Below are 15,889 nucleotides of genomic sequence, written 5' to 3'. Positions count from 1 at the left end.
GCCCCGGTCCCGAACCCGCCGGGTGATCAGCCCTGGCGCGTACCGGTCATCGCCATCGAGCCGAACGGCCCGGCCTTGATCGTGCCGGTCAGCGCGTCGCCGTCGATCGTCGCCTCGCATTCGAGGGTCATCGGCATCGGCACCTTCATGTTCATGGTCCAGGTCAGCTTGTTGCCGTCGACCTTGCCATTCTCGACGTCGAGCGAGCCCATGGCGCCCGCATTCTGCCCGGTGAAGCTGTCGCCGTCGCTCTGGACGGTGAAAACAGACTTCTGGTCGCCCATCGGCGACTTGGTCACGCACTCGTAGCTGCCATCGACTTGAGACATCTCGGACTCTCCTACTGAAACTGATGTTAATTAGCCGGTGTCGCTGTTTCCACAGTCAGTCCCAGTCCGTCAAGCTGCGGTTTCACCGTCGCGACATCGCCGACGACGACGTAAACGAGATCGTCGACGCTCAGCGCCTTGCGCGCCGCCGCATCGATCTCGGCCGCAGTCATCGCTTCATAGGTTGCGGGCAGCTTTTCGTAATAATCGTCCGCCCGGCCGAACTTGACGATCGAACGAATGCCGCCCAGCACGTCGTCCGAGGTTTCGAAGCTGCCCGGCAGCGCGCGTACATTGCTGTTGATCGTACGTTCCAGCTCGGCCGGCGTCGTCCCCTTGTCGTTCAGGAAAGCGGTCAGCTCGCTGCGGAACTCCTTGATCGAATCGCCGGTGCGGTCGGCCTGAACCGGCGCGACGGCGACCCAGGCCAGCCGCTCCTTGTCACCCGACACCTGCGAATAGACACCATAGGACCAGCCCTTGGTCTCGCGCAGGTTCATGTTGAAACGCGACAGGAAACTGCCCCCGAATACCTCGTTGGCGGCGCGCAATATCTCGAGATGGTCGCCGCCCTTCACGCCCAGCACCTTGCCCGCCATGATGATGGATTGCGGCGACTTGGGCCGGTCGACGAGCAGGATGCGCGGCTGCGGCTCGGGGATCGCCGCATCGAAATTCTTTTCGGATTTCGACGTCGCGGGTGACTTCCACTCGCCGAGCGTCGCGTCGAGCTCTTTCTTCACTTCGGCCAGCGTCGTATCGCCGACGACAAAGATGCGTGCATTGTCGGGGCGAATCCATGTGTCGTGGAACGTCGCGAGCTGGTCGCGCGTCGCCGCCTTCACCGCCGCGGCGTTGCCGAGGCCCGAGGGCGGAATCCCATAGGGATAGTCGGCGCCATAAAGCGCCGGCATCAGCACGCGCGAGGCGATCGCACGTGGGTTGTTCAACTCCGATTTCAGCCGGTTGAGCTGCTGCGCCCGCACCCGTTCCAACTCCTTCGCGTCGAAGGCGGGATTGCGGATATAGTCGGCGAGCAGCGTGAGCGAGGGCCGCAGATTGGGCTTCAATGCGAACAGGCTGAAAATCGTCTCGTCGGCGTTGGCGAATCCACTGATCGCCGCGCCGAGCCGCTCCTTCGCCTCGGCAAAGGCGATCGAATCGAGGTGTGTCGTGCCCTCGTCCATCAGGCTGAGCATCAGCGCCTGGGTGCCAAGCGCGTCGTGCGGGTCGGCGGCATAGCCGGCGTCGAAACTGACCGCGACCTGTACCGTCGGCACCGCGTCGCGATGCGCGAAGACGACTTCCATCCCATTCTTCAGCGTCGCGCGCTCGATTGCCGGAAAATCGAGTGCCGTCAGCGCCGCGACCGGCGGCAGTTGCGACCGGTCGGCGATCGCGGTCGCGGTCCCCACGCCTGTATCGGGACCGACATCGCCGAGCGCCGGGTTCCAATAGCGATCGGGCGCTACCGCCGCGGTCGCCTTGTCCGCCCGCACCGCGCCGCCGCGATTCTCGCCGCCCTCGGTGCGTTCGCCGGGAACATAGGTCAGCGAAAAGGCCGGGCGCGACAGCCATTTGTTCGCGACCGCCTTCACCTCTTCAGGGGTCGCCTTCGCCATGCGGGCAAGCTCGGTCCTGTAATAGGCAGGGTCGTTCGAATAGAGCGCGCCCTCGGCCAACGTCACCGCCTTGCCGCCAAAGCCGCCGACCGATTCGAGCCCTGCGATGGTGCCGCCGAGCGTGCTCGCCGCAGTGCGCTGCAATTCGTCGGCGGTCGGGCCGGTCGCCAGGAATTTCGCGATCTCCTCGTCGAGGCGCTTGCCGACCAGCTCCGGATCGACGCCCTCCTTGACGTCGGCCTGGACGATCAGGATGCCGGCATCCTCGAACGGCTGTGCATAGGCGGCGACGCTGACCGCGACCGGGTCCTTGCGCACCATCGCATTGTCGAGGCGCGAGCTCGACAGGCCGCCGAGCACGCCCATCGCCATCTGCAACGGCACCGCCTCGGGATCGTTCAGGCCGGGAATCGCCCACATGCGATAGATGCGCGTGGTCGGAATCAGGTCATGCACCTGCTTGGCGAAGGGCGCGGGCAGCGTCGGCACCGTCACCTTCGGCATCTGCACCTCGGGACCGCGCGGAATGTCGCCGAACCATTCGCCCACCTTCGCCTTGGCGGTCGCAAGGTCGATGTCGCCGGCGAGCACCAGCACCGCGTTGTTGGGACCGTAATGACCCGTGAACCACGCCTTCACATCATCCAGCGTCGCCGAATTGAGGTCGGCCATCGAACCGATGGTGCTGTGATGATAGGGATGGCCCGAGGGGAAGAGATTCTCGAAAATCTCGTAGCGCAGCAGGCCGAAAGGCTGGTTGTCACCCTGGCGCTTCTCATTCTGGACGACGCCGCGCTGGTTATCGAGCTTTTCCTGCGTCACCGCGCCGAGCAGATGCCCCATGCGATCGCTTTCCAGGAACAGCGCGCGGTCAAGGGCGCCGGTCGGCACCGTCTCGAAATAATTGGTGCGGTCCATGTTGGTCGTGCCGTTGCTGTCGGTCGCCCCGACCTGTTCGAGCGGCTCGAAGAAATCGCCGGGCGCATTCTCCGACCCGTTGAACATCAGATGCTCGAACAGATGCGCGAAACCGGTCTTGCCCTGGGGCTCGTTCTTCGACCCGACGCGGTACCACACCGACACCGCGACCACGGGCGCCTTATGGTCCTCATGGACGATCACGCGCAGCCCGTTGTCGAGCGTGAAGGCCTGATAGGGAATGTCGACCGCCTTCACGAGTTCCGCAATCGGCGCGGCCTGACCTGCCTTTGCCTTGGCGAGCGCGGGACCGGCGGCGACCAGCGCGGTCGACGCGGCAAGGGCAAAGGCAAGGCGGTGAAGACGGGGCATGGACGATCCTCTCGAAAGACGGGCGAACGGACGTTCGCTTGGACGCGCCGAACGGCGCTGTATCATCGGTCTAGGACGGCCAAACCCCGCTTTCAAGGCCGATAGAAGCGCGCGCCGCTCGCCTTCAGCGCCGCCGGATCGAACAGCACCGGCTTGAGTTGATGCTTCACGAACAGCGGCGCCTGGTCATTGTAATGCGGGCTGTCGGGGCGCGTCGTCGCGGCGCCGAAGGGCTGGATCGATTCCGAATGCACCCGCCCCGCCTTGTCCCAGGTCACGAACAGGATGAAACTGTCGCCGTGGCGCACCTTCAGCCGTCCGTCGGGCTCGACATCCCACAGGGTCGAGGCGCGCACCGTGTCGTTGCCGCCATCGAGGGGCAGGTCGACGCGGTTCGGCCCCTCGCCGTGGCGCAGGCGCAGCACCGTGCCCAGCTTGGGGTCGAGCCCGGCGAAATGCTCCTGCAGATGCGCCACCACCTCCTTCAGCACGGTGCGCGGGTCGGGGTCGGCGCGCCGTTGATAATGGCTGCCGCCCGCCGGACGCAGCACCATCAGCGCCAGCGCGTCGCCGCGCCCCTTGCCGTCGAGGTTCCAGTCCCATTTGCGGAGCAGCGCCTGCGCCTCGGCAAGCGCCGGGTCGTCCCGCGTGTCGAGCGCGAGCAGCTTGTCGATCCATGCCTTGGCATAGCCCGTCTTCGCATAGGCGGTGTCATATTTGATCGCCTTCAGCCGCGCCTCGTCGATCTGCCCCGACGCTTCGAACAACGCGATCAGCCGCGTCGCGCGATTGGTCATGTCATCCTCGATGCCGAGCAGCGGCGAAAAGGCGGCGGCGTCGAGCTCGTCGCCCGGCCCCGCCGCGACCCATGGCGTATTGTTCGCATTGATGACATAGCCCGACGCCGGATTGACGAGCGCCGGCGCGCGGTCGAAGGGCAGCGTCTTCGTCCATACATCGGCCGAAATATCTCCGGGCAATATCCCGCGCCAGTTGAACCCCTGCGGCCGGTCGGGGAACATCGCATTGTAGAAAAGGCCGATATTCCCCTTCGCGTCGGCATAGACGAAGTTCGTCGCCGGCACCCCCTGCAACGCCATTGCCGCTCGCCATTCGGCGAAATTCCGGGCCTTGTTCAGCCGGTAATATTGGGTGACCATGTTCGCCTGGTCCTGCCCGGCATAGCGGATCGCGAACGCGCCCTTTTCATTCTTGATGACCGGCCCCTGCACCGATCGCCAGACGGTGCGCGGCACCGGCAGCACGAAGGGTCCGAACCGCACCTTCAGCCAAATCCGCTTCTTCTCGAGCGGCCGCCACTGGCCGTCGAAGCGATAATTCTCGCCGCTCTCGTCGAGGGTCAGCTTATAGACGTCGATCAGGTCGGGCCGGTTCACCGTGTTGGTCCAGCCAAGATATTTGTTATGGCCGAGGAAGGGATAGGGCGATCCGGGGAAGTTCGCGCCGGCGAAATCCCACCCTTCGCCCGAGTGGACGACCAGTTCGTACCAGGCGACCCCGCCGGTCCACGGCTGGTGCGAGTTGGAGACGAGCCGCGTCGCGCCGTCGGTCGAGCGCCCCGGCGCGACCGCCATCGCGTTCGAGCCGTTCGATCCCGGATCGCGTCCCAGCGGCGTGTCGGCACGCGGCACGATCTTGCCGGTGACATCGAGCGCCGGGCCGCCCTCGCGCCCCAGCGGCCGGCCATCGGTCAACTCACCGAGCACCGAATCGAGTCCAAAGAAAAAGGGCGAGCGCAGCACGAAGCCCGCGACGACATCCTCGCCCGTCACCGGGAACAGCCCGCGCATCCGTACCTCGCCCGGATGCTTGTCGGCATAATGATTGAGCCCCGCAGCATAGGCGGTGAACAGCGCCCGCACGTCGTTCGGCAATCGCGGCCAGTCACGCGCCGTCGTCTCGCGCACCCCCAGCAGCGCCGCGACATAGTCGATCTTCGCCCCATCCGCGCCGAGCATCGCTCCGGCGCGCCCGCGCGTCATCGCCAGCACTTCCTGCAGCGTCGCGAAATCATCCTCGGCATGGGCATAGGCGACGCCATAGGCGACGTCGGCGTCGGTCTTGCCGAAGATATGCGGCACCCCGAATCCGTCGCGCGCGATTTGCACGTCGGTCGGCTTGAAGGCCGGCGCGGCAGGCGCCTTGGCGGCGAGCGGCTCCCATATCGCGAGCCCGATCGCCGTCATCGCGACGATCAGAAGCAGCCCCACCAGAAATTTGCGCATCCGCCGACCCACTTCCTGCATTATGACCTGCGAGGCGACCTCATGGCGGAAAATTTGCCGCGCGGAAAGCCATCCTCTTGTGTTGCATAATGGCAACACTATCTCTGACGGCGAGAAAGGGGCTTAGCATATGAACCTCGAAAAATTCACCGACCGCGCCAAGGGCTTTCTGCAGGCGGCGCAGACGATTGCGATCCGCATGAACCATCAGCAGATCGCCCCTGAGCATATCGCCAAGGCGCTGCTCGAAGACAATCAGGGCATGGCCGCGGGCCTGATCCAGCGCGCCGGCGGCGACCCCGCGCGCGCCGTGCAGAGCATCGACGCGCTGCTCGCCAAGCTTCCCGCCGTCTCGGGTTCGGGCGCGCAGGCGACACCGGGGCTCAACAACGACGCGGTGCGCCTGCTCGATCAGGCCGAGCAGGTCGCGACCAAGGCGGGCGACGGCTATGTCACCGTCGAGCGGCTATTGCTCGCGATGCTACTCGCGGGGAACACGCCGGTCGGCAAGGCCTTCGCCGACGCGGGGGTGAAGCCCGATGCGCTGAACGGCGCGATCAACGATCTGCGCGGCGGCCGTACCGCCGACACCGCCTCGGCCGAGGATCGCTATGAGGCGCTCAAGAAATTCGCCCGCGACCTCACCGAGGTCGCGCGCGAGGGCAAGCTCGACCCCGTGATCGGCCGCGACGAGGAAATCCGCCGCACGGTGCAGATCCTCGCGCGCCGGACCAAGAACAACCCGGTGCTGATCGGCGAACCCGGCGTCGGCAAGACCGCGATCGCCGAGGGGCTCGCGCTGCGCATCGCCAATGGCGACGTTCCCGACAGTTTGAAGGATCGCCGCCTGCTCGCGCTCGACATGGGCGCGCTGATCGCGGGCGCCAAATATCGGGGCGAGTTCGAGGAGCGGCTGAAGGGCGTGCTCGACGACGTCAAGGCGGCCGAGGGCGAGATCATCCTGTTCATCGACGAGATGCACACGCTGGTCGGCGCGGGCAAGGGCGAGGGCGCGATGGACGCCTCGAACCTTCTGAAGCCCGCGCTCGCACGCGGCGAACTCCACTGCATCGGCGCGACGACGCTCGACGAATATCGCAAATATGTCGAGAAGGACCCCGCGCTCCAGCGGCGCTTCCAGCCCGTCTTCGTCGGCGAGCCGACGGTCGAGGATTCGATCTCGATCCTCCGCGGGCTCAAGGAGAAATACGAACTGCATCACGGCGTGCGGATCACCGACGGCGCGATCGTCGCCGCAGCGACGCTGTCGAACCGCTATATCTCCGATCGTTTCCTCCCCGACAAGGCGATCGACCTGATGGACGAGGCGGCGAGCCGCATCCGCATGGAGGTCGAATCGAAGCCCGAGGAGATCGAGACGCTCGACCGCCGCATCATCCAGATGAAGATCGAGGAATCGGCGCTCGGCAAGGAAAGCGATGCCGCGTCGAAGGACCGGCTGGCCTCGCTCCAGGCCGAACTCGCCAACCTCGAACAGCAGTCGGCCGAGCTCACCCAGAAATGGCAGGCCGAGAAGGACAAGATCCACGCCGAGGCGAAGATCAAGGAACAGCTCGACGCCGCGCGCGGCGCGCTGGACCAGGCGCAGCGCGCCGGGGATCTCGCCAAGGCGGGCGAGCTCAGCTACGGCACCATCCCCGGCCTCGAAAAGCAGCTTGAGGAAGCGCAGGCGATCGCCGGCAACGCGATGCTCCGCGAAGAGGTGACGGCCGACGATATCGCGGCGGTGGTCAGCAAATGGACCGGCATCCCCGTCGACCGGATGATGGAGGGCGAGCGCGAAAAGCTGCTCGGCATGGAGGATACGCTCGGCCAGCGCGTGATCGGCCAGGACGAAGCCGTCCGCGCCGTCTCCACCGCCGTCCGCCGCGCGCGCGCCGGGCTACAGGACCCGAACCGCCCGCTCGGCAGCTTCCTCTTCCTCGGCCCGACGGGCGTCGGCAAGACCGAACTGACCAAGGCGCTCGCGCGCTTTCTGTTCGACGACGACCAGGCGATGGTCCGCATCGACATGTCCGAGTTCATGGAAAAGCACAGCGTCGCGCGGCTGATCGGCGCGCCGCCGGGCTATGTCGGCTATGAGGAAGGCGGCGTGCTCACCGAGGCGGTGCGGCGGCGCCCCTATCAGGTCGTCCTGTTCGACGAGGTCGAAAAGGCGCATGGCGACGTGTTCAACATCCTGCTCCAGGTGCTCGACGACGGCCGCCTCACCGACGGGCAGGGGCGCACGGTCGACTTCACCAACACGCTGATCATCCTGACCTCGAACCTCGGCAGCCAGGCGATCGCCGCGCTCCCCGACGACGCCCCGGTCGAGCAGGCCGAACCCGCGGTCATGGAGGTGGTGCGCGCGCATTTCCGGCCCGAGTTCCTGAACCGGCTCGACGAGATCGTCCTGTTCCACCGCCTGGGGCAGCAGCATATGGGCGGCATCGTCGATATCCAGGTCGCGCGCGTGCAAAAGCTGCTCGCCGACCGCAAGGTAACGCTCGATCTCACCGACGCCGCGCGGACCTGGCTCGGCCGCGTCGGCTACGATCCGGTCTACGGCGCCCGGCCCTTGAAGCGCGCGGTGCAGAAATATCTGCAGGACCCGCTCGCCGACCTGATTCTGAAGGGCGAGGTCAAGGACGGGTCGACGGTGGAGGTCGACGAAGGCGACGGGGCACTGGTGCTGACGCCGGACTGATAGCGAGATCGACGGCCGGCGACCAGGCTCTGCCTGGGCCGGTCGCCCGACCGCGGATCAGCGGTTGCCGTTCACCAGCGAGCGCGAACGTTCCATCGCACGGGTGCGGTCGATATCGGCCTTGCCCTGCTCTGCGATCGCTTTCCATTCCGCCTTGGTATGGCACACGCGCCGCGACATAATCGATCCGGTCGCGACTTCACGCTTGCAAATAATCTTCTCCTCATCGGGTTTGTCCGCCGACGAGTTGTCTGAGCCCATGGCGAAAGTTGCGACGGGGGCGGTGGCCAACAGCACCGCGAGGCTAATCTTGCGAATCACGCAGACCACTCCTTTACGCTATGTCATCCACGGTGTCCGACGCAGAGGACCAAAAAAATGGGCGGCTCCCGAAAGAGCCGCCCAAGCTTCTTACAAAGCCTTGTTTTAGAAGTCGACCTTCGCGCCGACGCGGAAGTAACGACCCATGATGTTCGGACCAGCCCAGGCCGGATTGAAGCCGAACAGGCCATAGGCCGAGTCGGGATCGAACGGCGGCTTGGTGTCGAGCAGGTTGAGCACGTTCGCATAGACGGTGAACTTGTCACCGATCTTCTGCGACACAGTCAGGTCAAGATTCCAGATATCCTTCGTCTTGCAGTTGACCGGAGTCTCATCGACATAAGTGTGCGTCGACGTGCCATTGGCAGCATTATATGCGCAATCGCCTCTCTTGCCCTCAAAGTCGATCGACGCCGTGTCATAGCCCTTGGTGTAATAGGCCGTCAGGCTGACCGCGGTATCGCCGAACTCCAGCGTGTTCTGCCACGACGCGCGCCACTTGGGCGAACCCGAGCAGGACGTGATGTTGCAGGGGCTGAGCGTGCCGTCATAACGGAGCACATCGCCATCGTCGGTCTTCAGCTCGTACTTCAGCATGTACGAAGCATCCAAGTCAGTGCGCCAGGTCAGCGAGTTGCCAATCGGCAGGCTGGCGCGCGCGCCGAAGTCGATGCCGCTGACCGTCTGCTGATCCTGGTTGGTGAACGACGACTGGATGAAGCCCAGCACCGGCAGTGCGTTCGGAAACGCCGGATCCGGCTGGCCTGCGATCGCAGTGATACCCGGAATATTCACATTGCCGTTATTGGCGTAGTAGGCCGCTTCGGCAGGACCAGTGCTGGTAACGCCGGTGATCAGGTTCTTGACCTTGATATGCCAGAAGTCGACCGTCAGGCTGACATTACGGATCGGTTCGAAAATGACGCCAGCGGTGAAGGCCGTCGACTTTTCGGGATCCAGGTCGGGGTTGCCAACCTGCGTCAGGCCCAGCGAATAGTTGCCCGTGGCATAGGCGTTCGCGTTGGCAATCGTGCCATCCGGCGAGTGTGCCTTACAGAAAGCCGCCTGCGGACCGGGTGCTGCATCCGTGCCGCAATTCACCGTGCGCGTCACATAACCCGTGGTCGGCAGACCGAAGCTTTCGTTGAAGCTCGGGATGCGGAAACCCTTCGAGAAGGTACCACGGATCGCAACCTGCGGGATCGGCGTGAACTTGACGCCAACCTTCGGCGAGAAGTTCGACTGGCCCGTCGAATAATCGTCGTAGCGGCCCGAGACGCTGAGCTCGAGCTGTTCGACGACCGGCGCGCTCAGCTCGAAGAAGGCCGACTTCACGTTACGGCTACCGGCAGTACCCACCGAGTTGATGCTGTAATAGCGATCATACTGGTTGCCCAGCGTGCCCGGATTGGCGCTCGGGGCGTCGATCGACTCATCGCGATACGACACGCCGACCGCTGCCTGCAGCGGACCGCCGGGAAGCTCGAACAGATCCTTGGCAAGCGTGCCCTGGACCTGCCACAGCTCCGACACCGACGTCGTGACCTGACGCGGTCCGATATAATCCCAGACGTCCTGCGGCGTGGCTTCCAGATCGTTGAAGTTGATCTGGCCGCGCGCGACGGCATCCATGATGCGCTGCGGAATGTAATAACCGTCCTGGGTGCGCTTCAGGCGCACTTCGGATGCCGTGAAGTTGGCCGAATAGCGCCAGTCGTCACCGAAGCTGCCCTCGATGCCGAGCACGCCGCGCAGCGCGCGCGAGCTTGTCGAGACGGTGCGGGGACGGGTCGAGCGGACGAACGCCTGCGCCGTGCGGTCGTCGGCAGCATATGGGTTGTAGGGATTGAGAACGCCATTGGTGTCGTCGCATCCCGTGCCCGTACCGGTCGCCGTGCCGACGCCGGTGTTGCAGACATAGACCGGAAGCATGACGTTATAGGCCAGCGCGCCGTTGTTCGGCGGCGTCGGCGTGCCGTTGAAGCCCAGCGGCGTGAACGACGCAAAGCTGTTCGTCTGATAATAGTTGGCCATCGCATAGACCTGCGCCCGGTCGCCGACATTGGCGGTAAACCGCGCGGTCAGGCCCTTACGCTCGATCTCCGGCTGCAACATGATATAGTCGCCGTGAAAATCAACTTCGCAAACTCCAGCCAACGGGGCCGTGGTCGATCCGCCGGTGTTCTGGTGCATATTATATCCACGGCAACCGGCGGCAGAGTTCAGGAACTCGAACCGTCCAGCGCCCGTCAGCGGGTTCGGAGCCGTATCCGGAGTCACGAGCGGATCATCGTCCACGGGACGGACGAGCGTGACGCCCGGAATGCTGATCAAACCGTTGAACGACCCGTTTTCTGGGGTGTAGCCGTTCCAGTTGAGATTGGTCAGGCAGCTACCGCTTGCCCCACAAACACCCGTCCAGTCCTGGGTATTGAATGGATAGCCGCGGTCGCGTGCCCAGAGCGCGTCCTGCTTCTGATATTCACCGCTGACGTAGAAGTTGAAACCCTGGTCGGCGAGGTCGCCATAGCCCCAGGTCACGTCGACGCGCTGTTCGCCGGCATCGCCGCGCTGCGAGATGCCGACCGAGCCGCCGAGATGGAGACCCTGGATTTCCTTCTTGGTGATGATGTTGATCACACCCGCGATCGCATCGGCGCCATAGGTCGACGACGCACCGTCGCGCAGCACCTCGATGCGGTCGATGACGGCGTTCGGGATGGTGTTGAGGTCGACGAAGTTGCGCTGGCCGTCATCCGCGAGCGGATAGGGCGCCATGCGCAGGCCATCCGAAATCGACAGCGTCGCTTGCACGGTCAGGCCGCGCAGCGCCGGCGCGTTCGCGCCCGAGGCGAAGTTGAAGCCGGTGTTCCAGCCCTGGGTGATCGTGCCCGCGCCGTTGGCCGACAGGCGCTGCACCGCATCGGCGACCGTGTTGATGCCGCGCTCCTGGAGCGTTTCCGAGCTGAGCACAGTGACCGGCGACGGCGCTTCGGTGTTGGTACGACGCAGAATCGAACCGGTAACAACGATCGTGTCGTCGGCCGAGGTCGCGCCCTCATCCGCCGGTGCGTCCTGCGCGAAAGCGGGAGCCGAAACCAGCGCGACGCCCAGGACGATGGGCGCGACGCTCAATTTCAGCTTCGAAAAATGGGTTTTCTTCACAGTGCAGTCCCTTGCTACTGGTGGCTGAATTACCTGAATGGATGGCGCGCGCAGGCTGAATCGCCCCCGCGCCAGACACCCCGATAGGCTGCGGGATGACCCCTCATTCATTTTGAGTAAAGGAAATTCCCCCCCATTTTTGCGGTTTCGCGGGGCATTGTGACGTATTTGCAACATTGCCGAGACGCGGCGAAATACAAGATCATAGCATCGCCCATTTCGCGACATTTTGTTTCAGGCGTTACCGGTTTTGCTGCGGCGCAGCAAAAGAATTAGCGCGGCATCGGTCCTGCAAGCGTCGCGGGATCGAGGCGCGCGTCGCGCCATTTCAGCCCCCAGTGGAGGTGCGGGCCGGTCGCCCGTCCGGTCCGGCCGACGGTGCCGAGCCGCTGGCCCTGCACCACCCGGTCGCCGACCTTCACCGCGAGGCTCTGGCAGTGCAGAAAGGCGCTGTTAAGCCCCATGCCATGGTCGACGATCAGCAAATGCCCTTCCAGTGTGAAGGGCGTCGCCGCGGCCAGCGTCACCACTCCGTCGGCCGGCGCATAGAAAGGCGTGCCGGCGGGCAGCGCAATGTCGGTGCCGCCATGATAGCTGCCTGGCTTGCCCTGATAGACGCGCTGCGACCCGAAGAAACCCGACAGCCGCCCGGTCGCCGGCCAGCGGAACGCCTGCCGCCAGCCGTCGACGTCATGGTCGACGCGCCGCGCTGCCGCGATCTGCGCCAGCTCGGCGGGGCGGCGGCGCGCAAATTCGGCGTCGCTCGACGCGCTGCCCCGATAAGGCGCGTTGACATGCTCGATCCGCCAGTCGCCCGCGGCGACGGTGAAGCCGCGCTCAACCGTCCGCCCGTCGGCGAGCGTCGCGACGAGACGCTGGCGCGCCGGCGCATCGCGGTCGAAGGCGATCAGGAAGCCGCCGTCGGCGGCGACGGGGATCGCCCGGCCGTCGAGCGCCAGCGCGCGCGTCGTCTCCGGCACCCGGCCGAGCAGCAGGCCGCCTTGTACCGGCGTGCCGCGCAGGATGGTGAAATCTGCGTCGACGGGCGCGGCGGGCGGAGCGGGCGTCGGAGCGGGCGGCGCCGTCGGAGCCGGCGCCGGCTCGACGGGCGCGGCCGCCGGCGGCACGCAACTGGCGAGCGCCAGCAGCAGCGGCCACGCCGCGGCGTGCCGACCCTTCATGCCTTGCGGGCGTCGTCTAGCGCGGCCTGCGTCGAAATCGCGGCGCTGGCATAGGGCTCCTGCCGCGCCACCGACCAGTAGCGCAACTCGTCGAGCCCGATCACCACGCCGGTCACCGCGCACAGCACATGGTCGCCCGGCGACAGGATACGAAAGCCGTTGGGGCCATATTGCAGGCGGGCGAGGCGGTTGCGGCTGGCGATCAACATGGTCGAAAATCCGTCGGGAGGGAAAGCAGGACACCGAACTATAGCAGCATCGCGCCGCGCGGCCACCCCCGCTGCCGTCAGAACAGCTCGCCCTGCCCTCGCTCGGGCGGCGAAGATGGCGCCTTGCGCGCTGGCTTGGGCGCGGGCGAAGGCGCCGGCGCATCGCCCTCGCTCACCGCCACCGGCACTTCGCCATCGGCGAACATCAGCCGTAAATGCCCCGCCCCGCGCGCCGCGCCGGCGCTGGCAATGATCGACCCGCCGGCATCGCGCACCATCGCATAGCCGCGGGCGAGCAACGCGCGCGGGTCGAGCGAGGCCAGCAGTCGCGCCAGCCCGTCGAGGCGCGCCTGATCGCGGTCCCAGCGCCGAGCAAGCAGCGCCGGGCGCAACGCGGCGGACCGGCTCGCCAGCCGCTCGGCGATCACCGCCAGCCGGTGCCGCTGGCTGCGATCGAGCCGGTCGCCGGCATCGTCGAGCCGCTGGTGCTGCGGCGCATAGAGCGCGTCGCGCCGCGGCAGATGGCGCGCCAGCGCCGCCAGTCGCTCGCCGCACAGCCCCTGGTGCCGGCTCGCCGCGCCGATCATCCGCCCGCCCCAGGTCGCAAGTTGCGCGGTCAGTTCCGCGCGCACCGGCACCGCCATCTCGGCGGCGGCGGTCGGCGTCGGCGCGCGCGTGTCGGCGGCATAGTCGGCGAGCGTCACGTCGGTTTCATGCCCCACGGCGCTGATCGTCGAGATTCGGCAATCGGCGATCGCGCGGACGACCACCTCCTCGTTGAATGCCCACAGATCCTCGATCGACCCGCCGCCGCGCGCGATGATGACGAGGTCGGGGCGCGGCACCGGCCCGCCGGGCGCAAGCGCGTCGAAACCGCGCACCGCCCTCGCGACCTGCGCCGCCGCGCCCTCGCCCTGCACCAGCACCGGCCAGACGATCACATGCGTCGGGCAGCGATCGGCGAGGCGGTGGAGGATGTCGCGGATCACCGCGCCGGTCGGCGAGGTGACGACGCCGATCGTGCGCGGCAGATAGGGCAGCGGCTGTTTGCGCTCGCGGTCGAACAGCCCCTCGCCGCCGAGCCGCGCTTTCAATTTCTCGAAGAGCAGCATCAGCGCGCCTTCGCCCGCGACCTCGAGGCTGTCGACGACGAGCTGATATTTCGACCGTCCCGGATAGGTGGTGACCCGGCCGGTCGCGATCACCTCGATCCCGTCCTCGGGCCGAAAGGCGAGGCGCGACGCCTGCCCCTTCCACATCACGATGTCGATCAGGGCATTGTCGTCCTTGAGGCCAGCATAGAAATGCCCCGACGCCGCCCGCTTGGCGCCCGACAGCTCGCCGCGCACCCTCACCCGCGCGAACCCGTCCTCGACCGTGCGCTTGATCGCCGCCGACAATTGGCTGACCGACAGCGCAGGGGCGCCGTCGCCCACGGGCGGAGAGCCCAAATGATTGTCGGGCGCTCCAGCCTCGGCTAACAGCCGCGCGGGCGTGTCGCCTTCGGACGCCGGATCGGGAAAAGGAACGGACATGAATATCCTGCTGGTGGGCTCGGGGGGCCGCGAACATGCACTGGCGTGGCAGCTCGCACAATCGGCAAGCTGCGACAAGCTCTATGCCGCGCCCGGCAATCCGGGGATAGAGATTCACGCCGAATGCGTGCCCGTCGCCGCCGACGATCTCGACGGGCTGATCGCCTTCGTTCGCGCCCACGCCATCGCCTTCGTCGTCGTCGGGCCCGAGGCGCCGCTGGTCGCGGGGCTCGCCGACCGGCTGCGCGCCATCGGCGTCGCGGTCTTCGGCCCCGGCGCGGCGGCGGCGCGGCTCGAAGGGTCGAAGGGCTTCACCAAGGATCTGTGCGCGCGCGCCGGCATCCCGACCGCCGCCTACGTCCGCGCCACCTCGGCCGAGGAAGCCCATGCCGTACTCGAAGGTTTCACGATTCCCGTCGTCATCAAGGCCGATGGCCTCGCCGCGGGCAAGGGCGTGATCATCGCCGAGACGCGCGAGGCGGCGGCGACAGCCATCGACGACATGTTCGCGGGCGCCTTCGGCGGCGCGGGGGCCGAGGTCGTCATCGAGGAGTTTCTAACCGGCGAGGAAGCGAGCTTCTTCGCGCTCACCGACGGCGGCCACGTTGTCGCCTTCGGCAGCGCGCAGGACCACAAGCGCGTCGGCGACGGCGACACCGGCCCCAACACCGGCGGCATGGGCGCCTACTGCCCCGCCCCGGTGCTGACCCACGAGATCGAGGCGCAGGTCATGGACCGTATCATCCGCCCGACCGTCGCCACTCTGGCCGCCGAGGGCACGCCCTATGTCGGGGTGCTCTTCGCCGGGCTGATGCTGACCGGGGAAGGACCGAAGCTGATCGAATATAATTGCCGCTTCGGCGATCCCGAATGCCAGGTGCTGATGATGCGGTTCGCCGGCGATTTCGCGGGCCTGCTCCACGCCGCCGCGACCGGCACCCTTGCCGACGCGCAGCCGCCCGTCTTCGCACAGGATTTCGCGCTCACCGTGGTGATGGCCGCGAACGGCTATCCGGGCGCGCCCGAAAAGGGCGGCGCGATCCGCCGCATCGCCGATGCCGAGGCAGGCGGCGTCCGCGTCTTCCACGCCGGCACCGCGAGGGCGGACGGGACGATCGTCGCCGCGGGCGGTCGCGTGCTGAACGTCACCGCAACGGGCAAGAGCGTCACCGAGGCGCAGGCGCGCGCCTATGCCGCGGTCGACCGGATCGATTTCCCGACCGGCTTCTGCCGCCGCGACATTGGCTGGCGCGAAGTCGCGCGCGAAGCTAAATAGCGTCC

The 15,889-nt window shown here is 66.4% G+C and carries 10 protein-coding genes; 2 read left to right on the top strand and 8 right to left on the bottom strand.

Features of this window, described 5'->3' with window-relative positions; genetic code table 11:
• Positions 1–26: 26 nt before the first annotated feature.
• The 3 genes from FHR21_RS01605 to FHR21_RS01595 all read right to left on the bottom strand — a co-directional run bounded on the left by FHR21_RS01605 (position 27) and on the right by FHR21_RS01595 (position 5,487).
• On the bottom strand, positions 27–329 hold the full coding sequence (locus tag FHR21_RS01605; protein ID WP_184094633.1) for a hypothetical protein: 303 nt from the start codon (positions 327–329) through the stop codon (positions 27–29).
• Between the two features lie 26 nt (positions 330–355).
• Complete coding sequence (locus tag FHR21_RS01600) at positions 356–3,241, bottom strand: M16 family metallopeptidase (protein ID WP_184094631.1); 2,886 nt, start codon at positions 3,239–3,241, stop codon at positions 356–358.
• A gap of 92 nt (positions 3,242–3,333) precedes the next feature.
• Positions 3,334–5,487, bottom strand: coding sequence for an acylase (locus tag FHR21_RS01595; protein WP_184094629.1), 2,154 nt, complete (start codon positions 5,485–5,487; stop codon positions 3,334–3,336).
• 130 nt (positions 5,488–5,617) lie between these two features.
• On the opposite strand from FHR21_RS01595, the gene clpB reads away from it, so the two are divergent.
• Positions 5,618–8,197, top strand: a complete 2,580-nt coding sequence (gene clpB, locus FHR21_RS01590) for an ATP-dependent chaperone ClpB (RefSeq protein WP_184094627.1) — start codon at positions 5,618–5,620, stop codon at positions 8,195–8,197.
• A gap of 57 nt (positions 8,198–8,254) precedes the next feature.
• On the opposite strand, the gene FHR21_RS01585 is transcribed toward clpB, so the two are convergent.
• The 5 genes from FHR21_RS01585 to xseA all read right to left on the bottom strand — a co-directional run bounded on the left by FHR21_RS01585 (position 8,255) and on the right by xseA (position 14,608).
• The gene (locus FHR21_RS01585; RefSeq protein WP_184094625.1) at positions 8,255–8,518 is read right to left on the bottom strand and encodes a hypothetical protein; all 264 of its coding nucleotides are present in this window, start codon (positions 8,516–8,518) and stop codon (positions 8,255–8,257) included.
• Between the two features lie 105 nt (positions 8,519–8,623).
• Complete coding sequence (locus FHR21_RS01580; protein WP_184094623.1) at positions 8,624–11,683, bottom strand: TonB-dependent receptor domain-containing protein; 3,060 nt, start codon at positions 11,681–11,683, stop codon at positions 8,624–8,626.
• A gap of 272 nt (positions 11,684–11,955) precedes the next feature.
• Positions 11,956–12,864 carry a M23 family metallopeptidase gene (locus FHR21_RS01575; RefSeq protein ID WP_184094621.1) on the bottom strand — a complete coding sequence of 303 codons (909 nt, stop codon included), beginning with the start codon at positions 12,862–12,864 and terminating at the stop codon, positions 11,956–11,958.
• Entirely contained in the window at positions 12,861–13,073 is a 213-nt protein-coding gene (locus FHR21_RS01570; RefSeq protein WP_184094618.1) for a DUF2093 domain-containing protein, read from the bottom strand. The genes FHR21_RS01575 and FHR21_RS01570 overlap by 4 nt, the downstream gene beginning before the upstream one ends.
• Before the next feature lie 77 nt (positions 13,074–13,150).
• Positions 13,151–14,608 (bottom strand): exodeoxyribonuclease VII large subunit, encoded by a 1,458-nt coding sequence (gene xseA, locus FHR21_RS01565; protein WP_184094616.1) that lies wholly within the window; start codon positions 14,606–14,608, stop codon positions 13,151–13,153.
• Between xseA and purD the strand changes: the two genes are divergently transcribed.
• Positions 14,607–15,884, top strand: coding sequence for a phosphoribosylamine--glycine ligase (gene purD, locus FHR21_RS01560; protein ID WP_184094614.1), 1,278 nt, complete (start codon positions 14,607–14,609; stop codon positions 15,882–15,884). The two genes, xseA and purD, sit on opposite strands and share 2 nt — an antisense overlap.
• Positions 15,885–15,889: the final 5 nt, after the last annotated feature.

The organism is Sphingopyxis panaciterrulae, assembly GCF_014199295.1.
In the GTDB taxonomy this organism is placed as follows: Bacteria; Pseudomonadota; Alphaproteobacteria; order Sphingomonadales; family Sphingomonadaceae; genus Sphingopyxis; species Sphingopyxis panaciterrulae.
This window is presented reverse-complemented; position numbering and strand designations above follow the sequence as displayed.

Excerpts from the sequence above, each read along its gene's own strand:
- purD (WP_184094614.1), top strand. The coding sequence starts at position 14,607 with ATGAATATCCTGCTGGTGGGCTCGGGGGGCCGCGAACATGCACTGGCG.
- FHR21_RS01605 (WP_184094633.1), bottom strand. The coding sequence starts at position 329 with ATGTCTCAAGTCGATGGCAGCTACGAGTGCGTGACCAAGTCGCCGATG.
- FHR21_RS01595 (WP_184094629.1), bottom strand. The coding sequence starts at position 5,487 with ATGCGCAAATTTCTGGTGGGGCTGCTTCTGATCGTCGCGATGACGGCG.
- FHR21_RS01600 (WP_184094631.1), bottom strand. The coding sequence starts at position 3,241 with ATGCCCCGTCTTCACCGCCTTGCCTTTGCCCTTGCCGCGTCGACCGCG.
- FHR21_RS01575 (WP_184094621.1), bottom strand. The coding sequence starts at position 12,864 with ATGAAGGGTCGGCACGCCGCGGCGTGGCCGCTGCTGCTGGCGCTCGCC.
- xseA (WP_184094616.1), bottom strand. The coding sequence starts at position 14,608 with ATGTCCGTTCCTTTTCCCGATCCGGCGTCCGAAGGCGACACGCCCGCG.
- FHR21_RS01570 (WP_184094618.1), bottom strand. The coding sequence starts at position 13,073 with ATGTTGATCGCCAGCCGCAACCGCCTCGCCCGCCTGCAATATGGCCCC.
- clpB (WP_184094627.1), top strand. The coding sequence starts at position 5,618 with ATGAACCTCGAAAAATTCACCGACCGCGCCAAGGGCTTTCTGCAGGCG.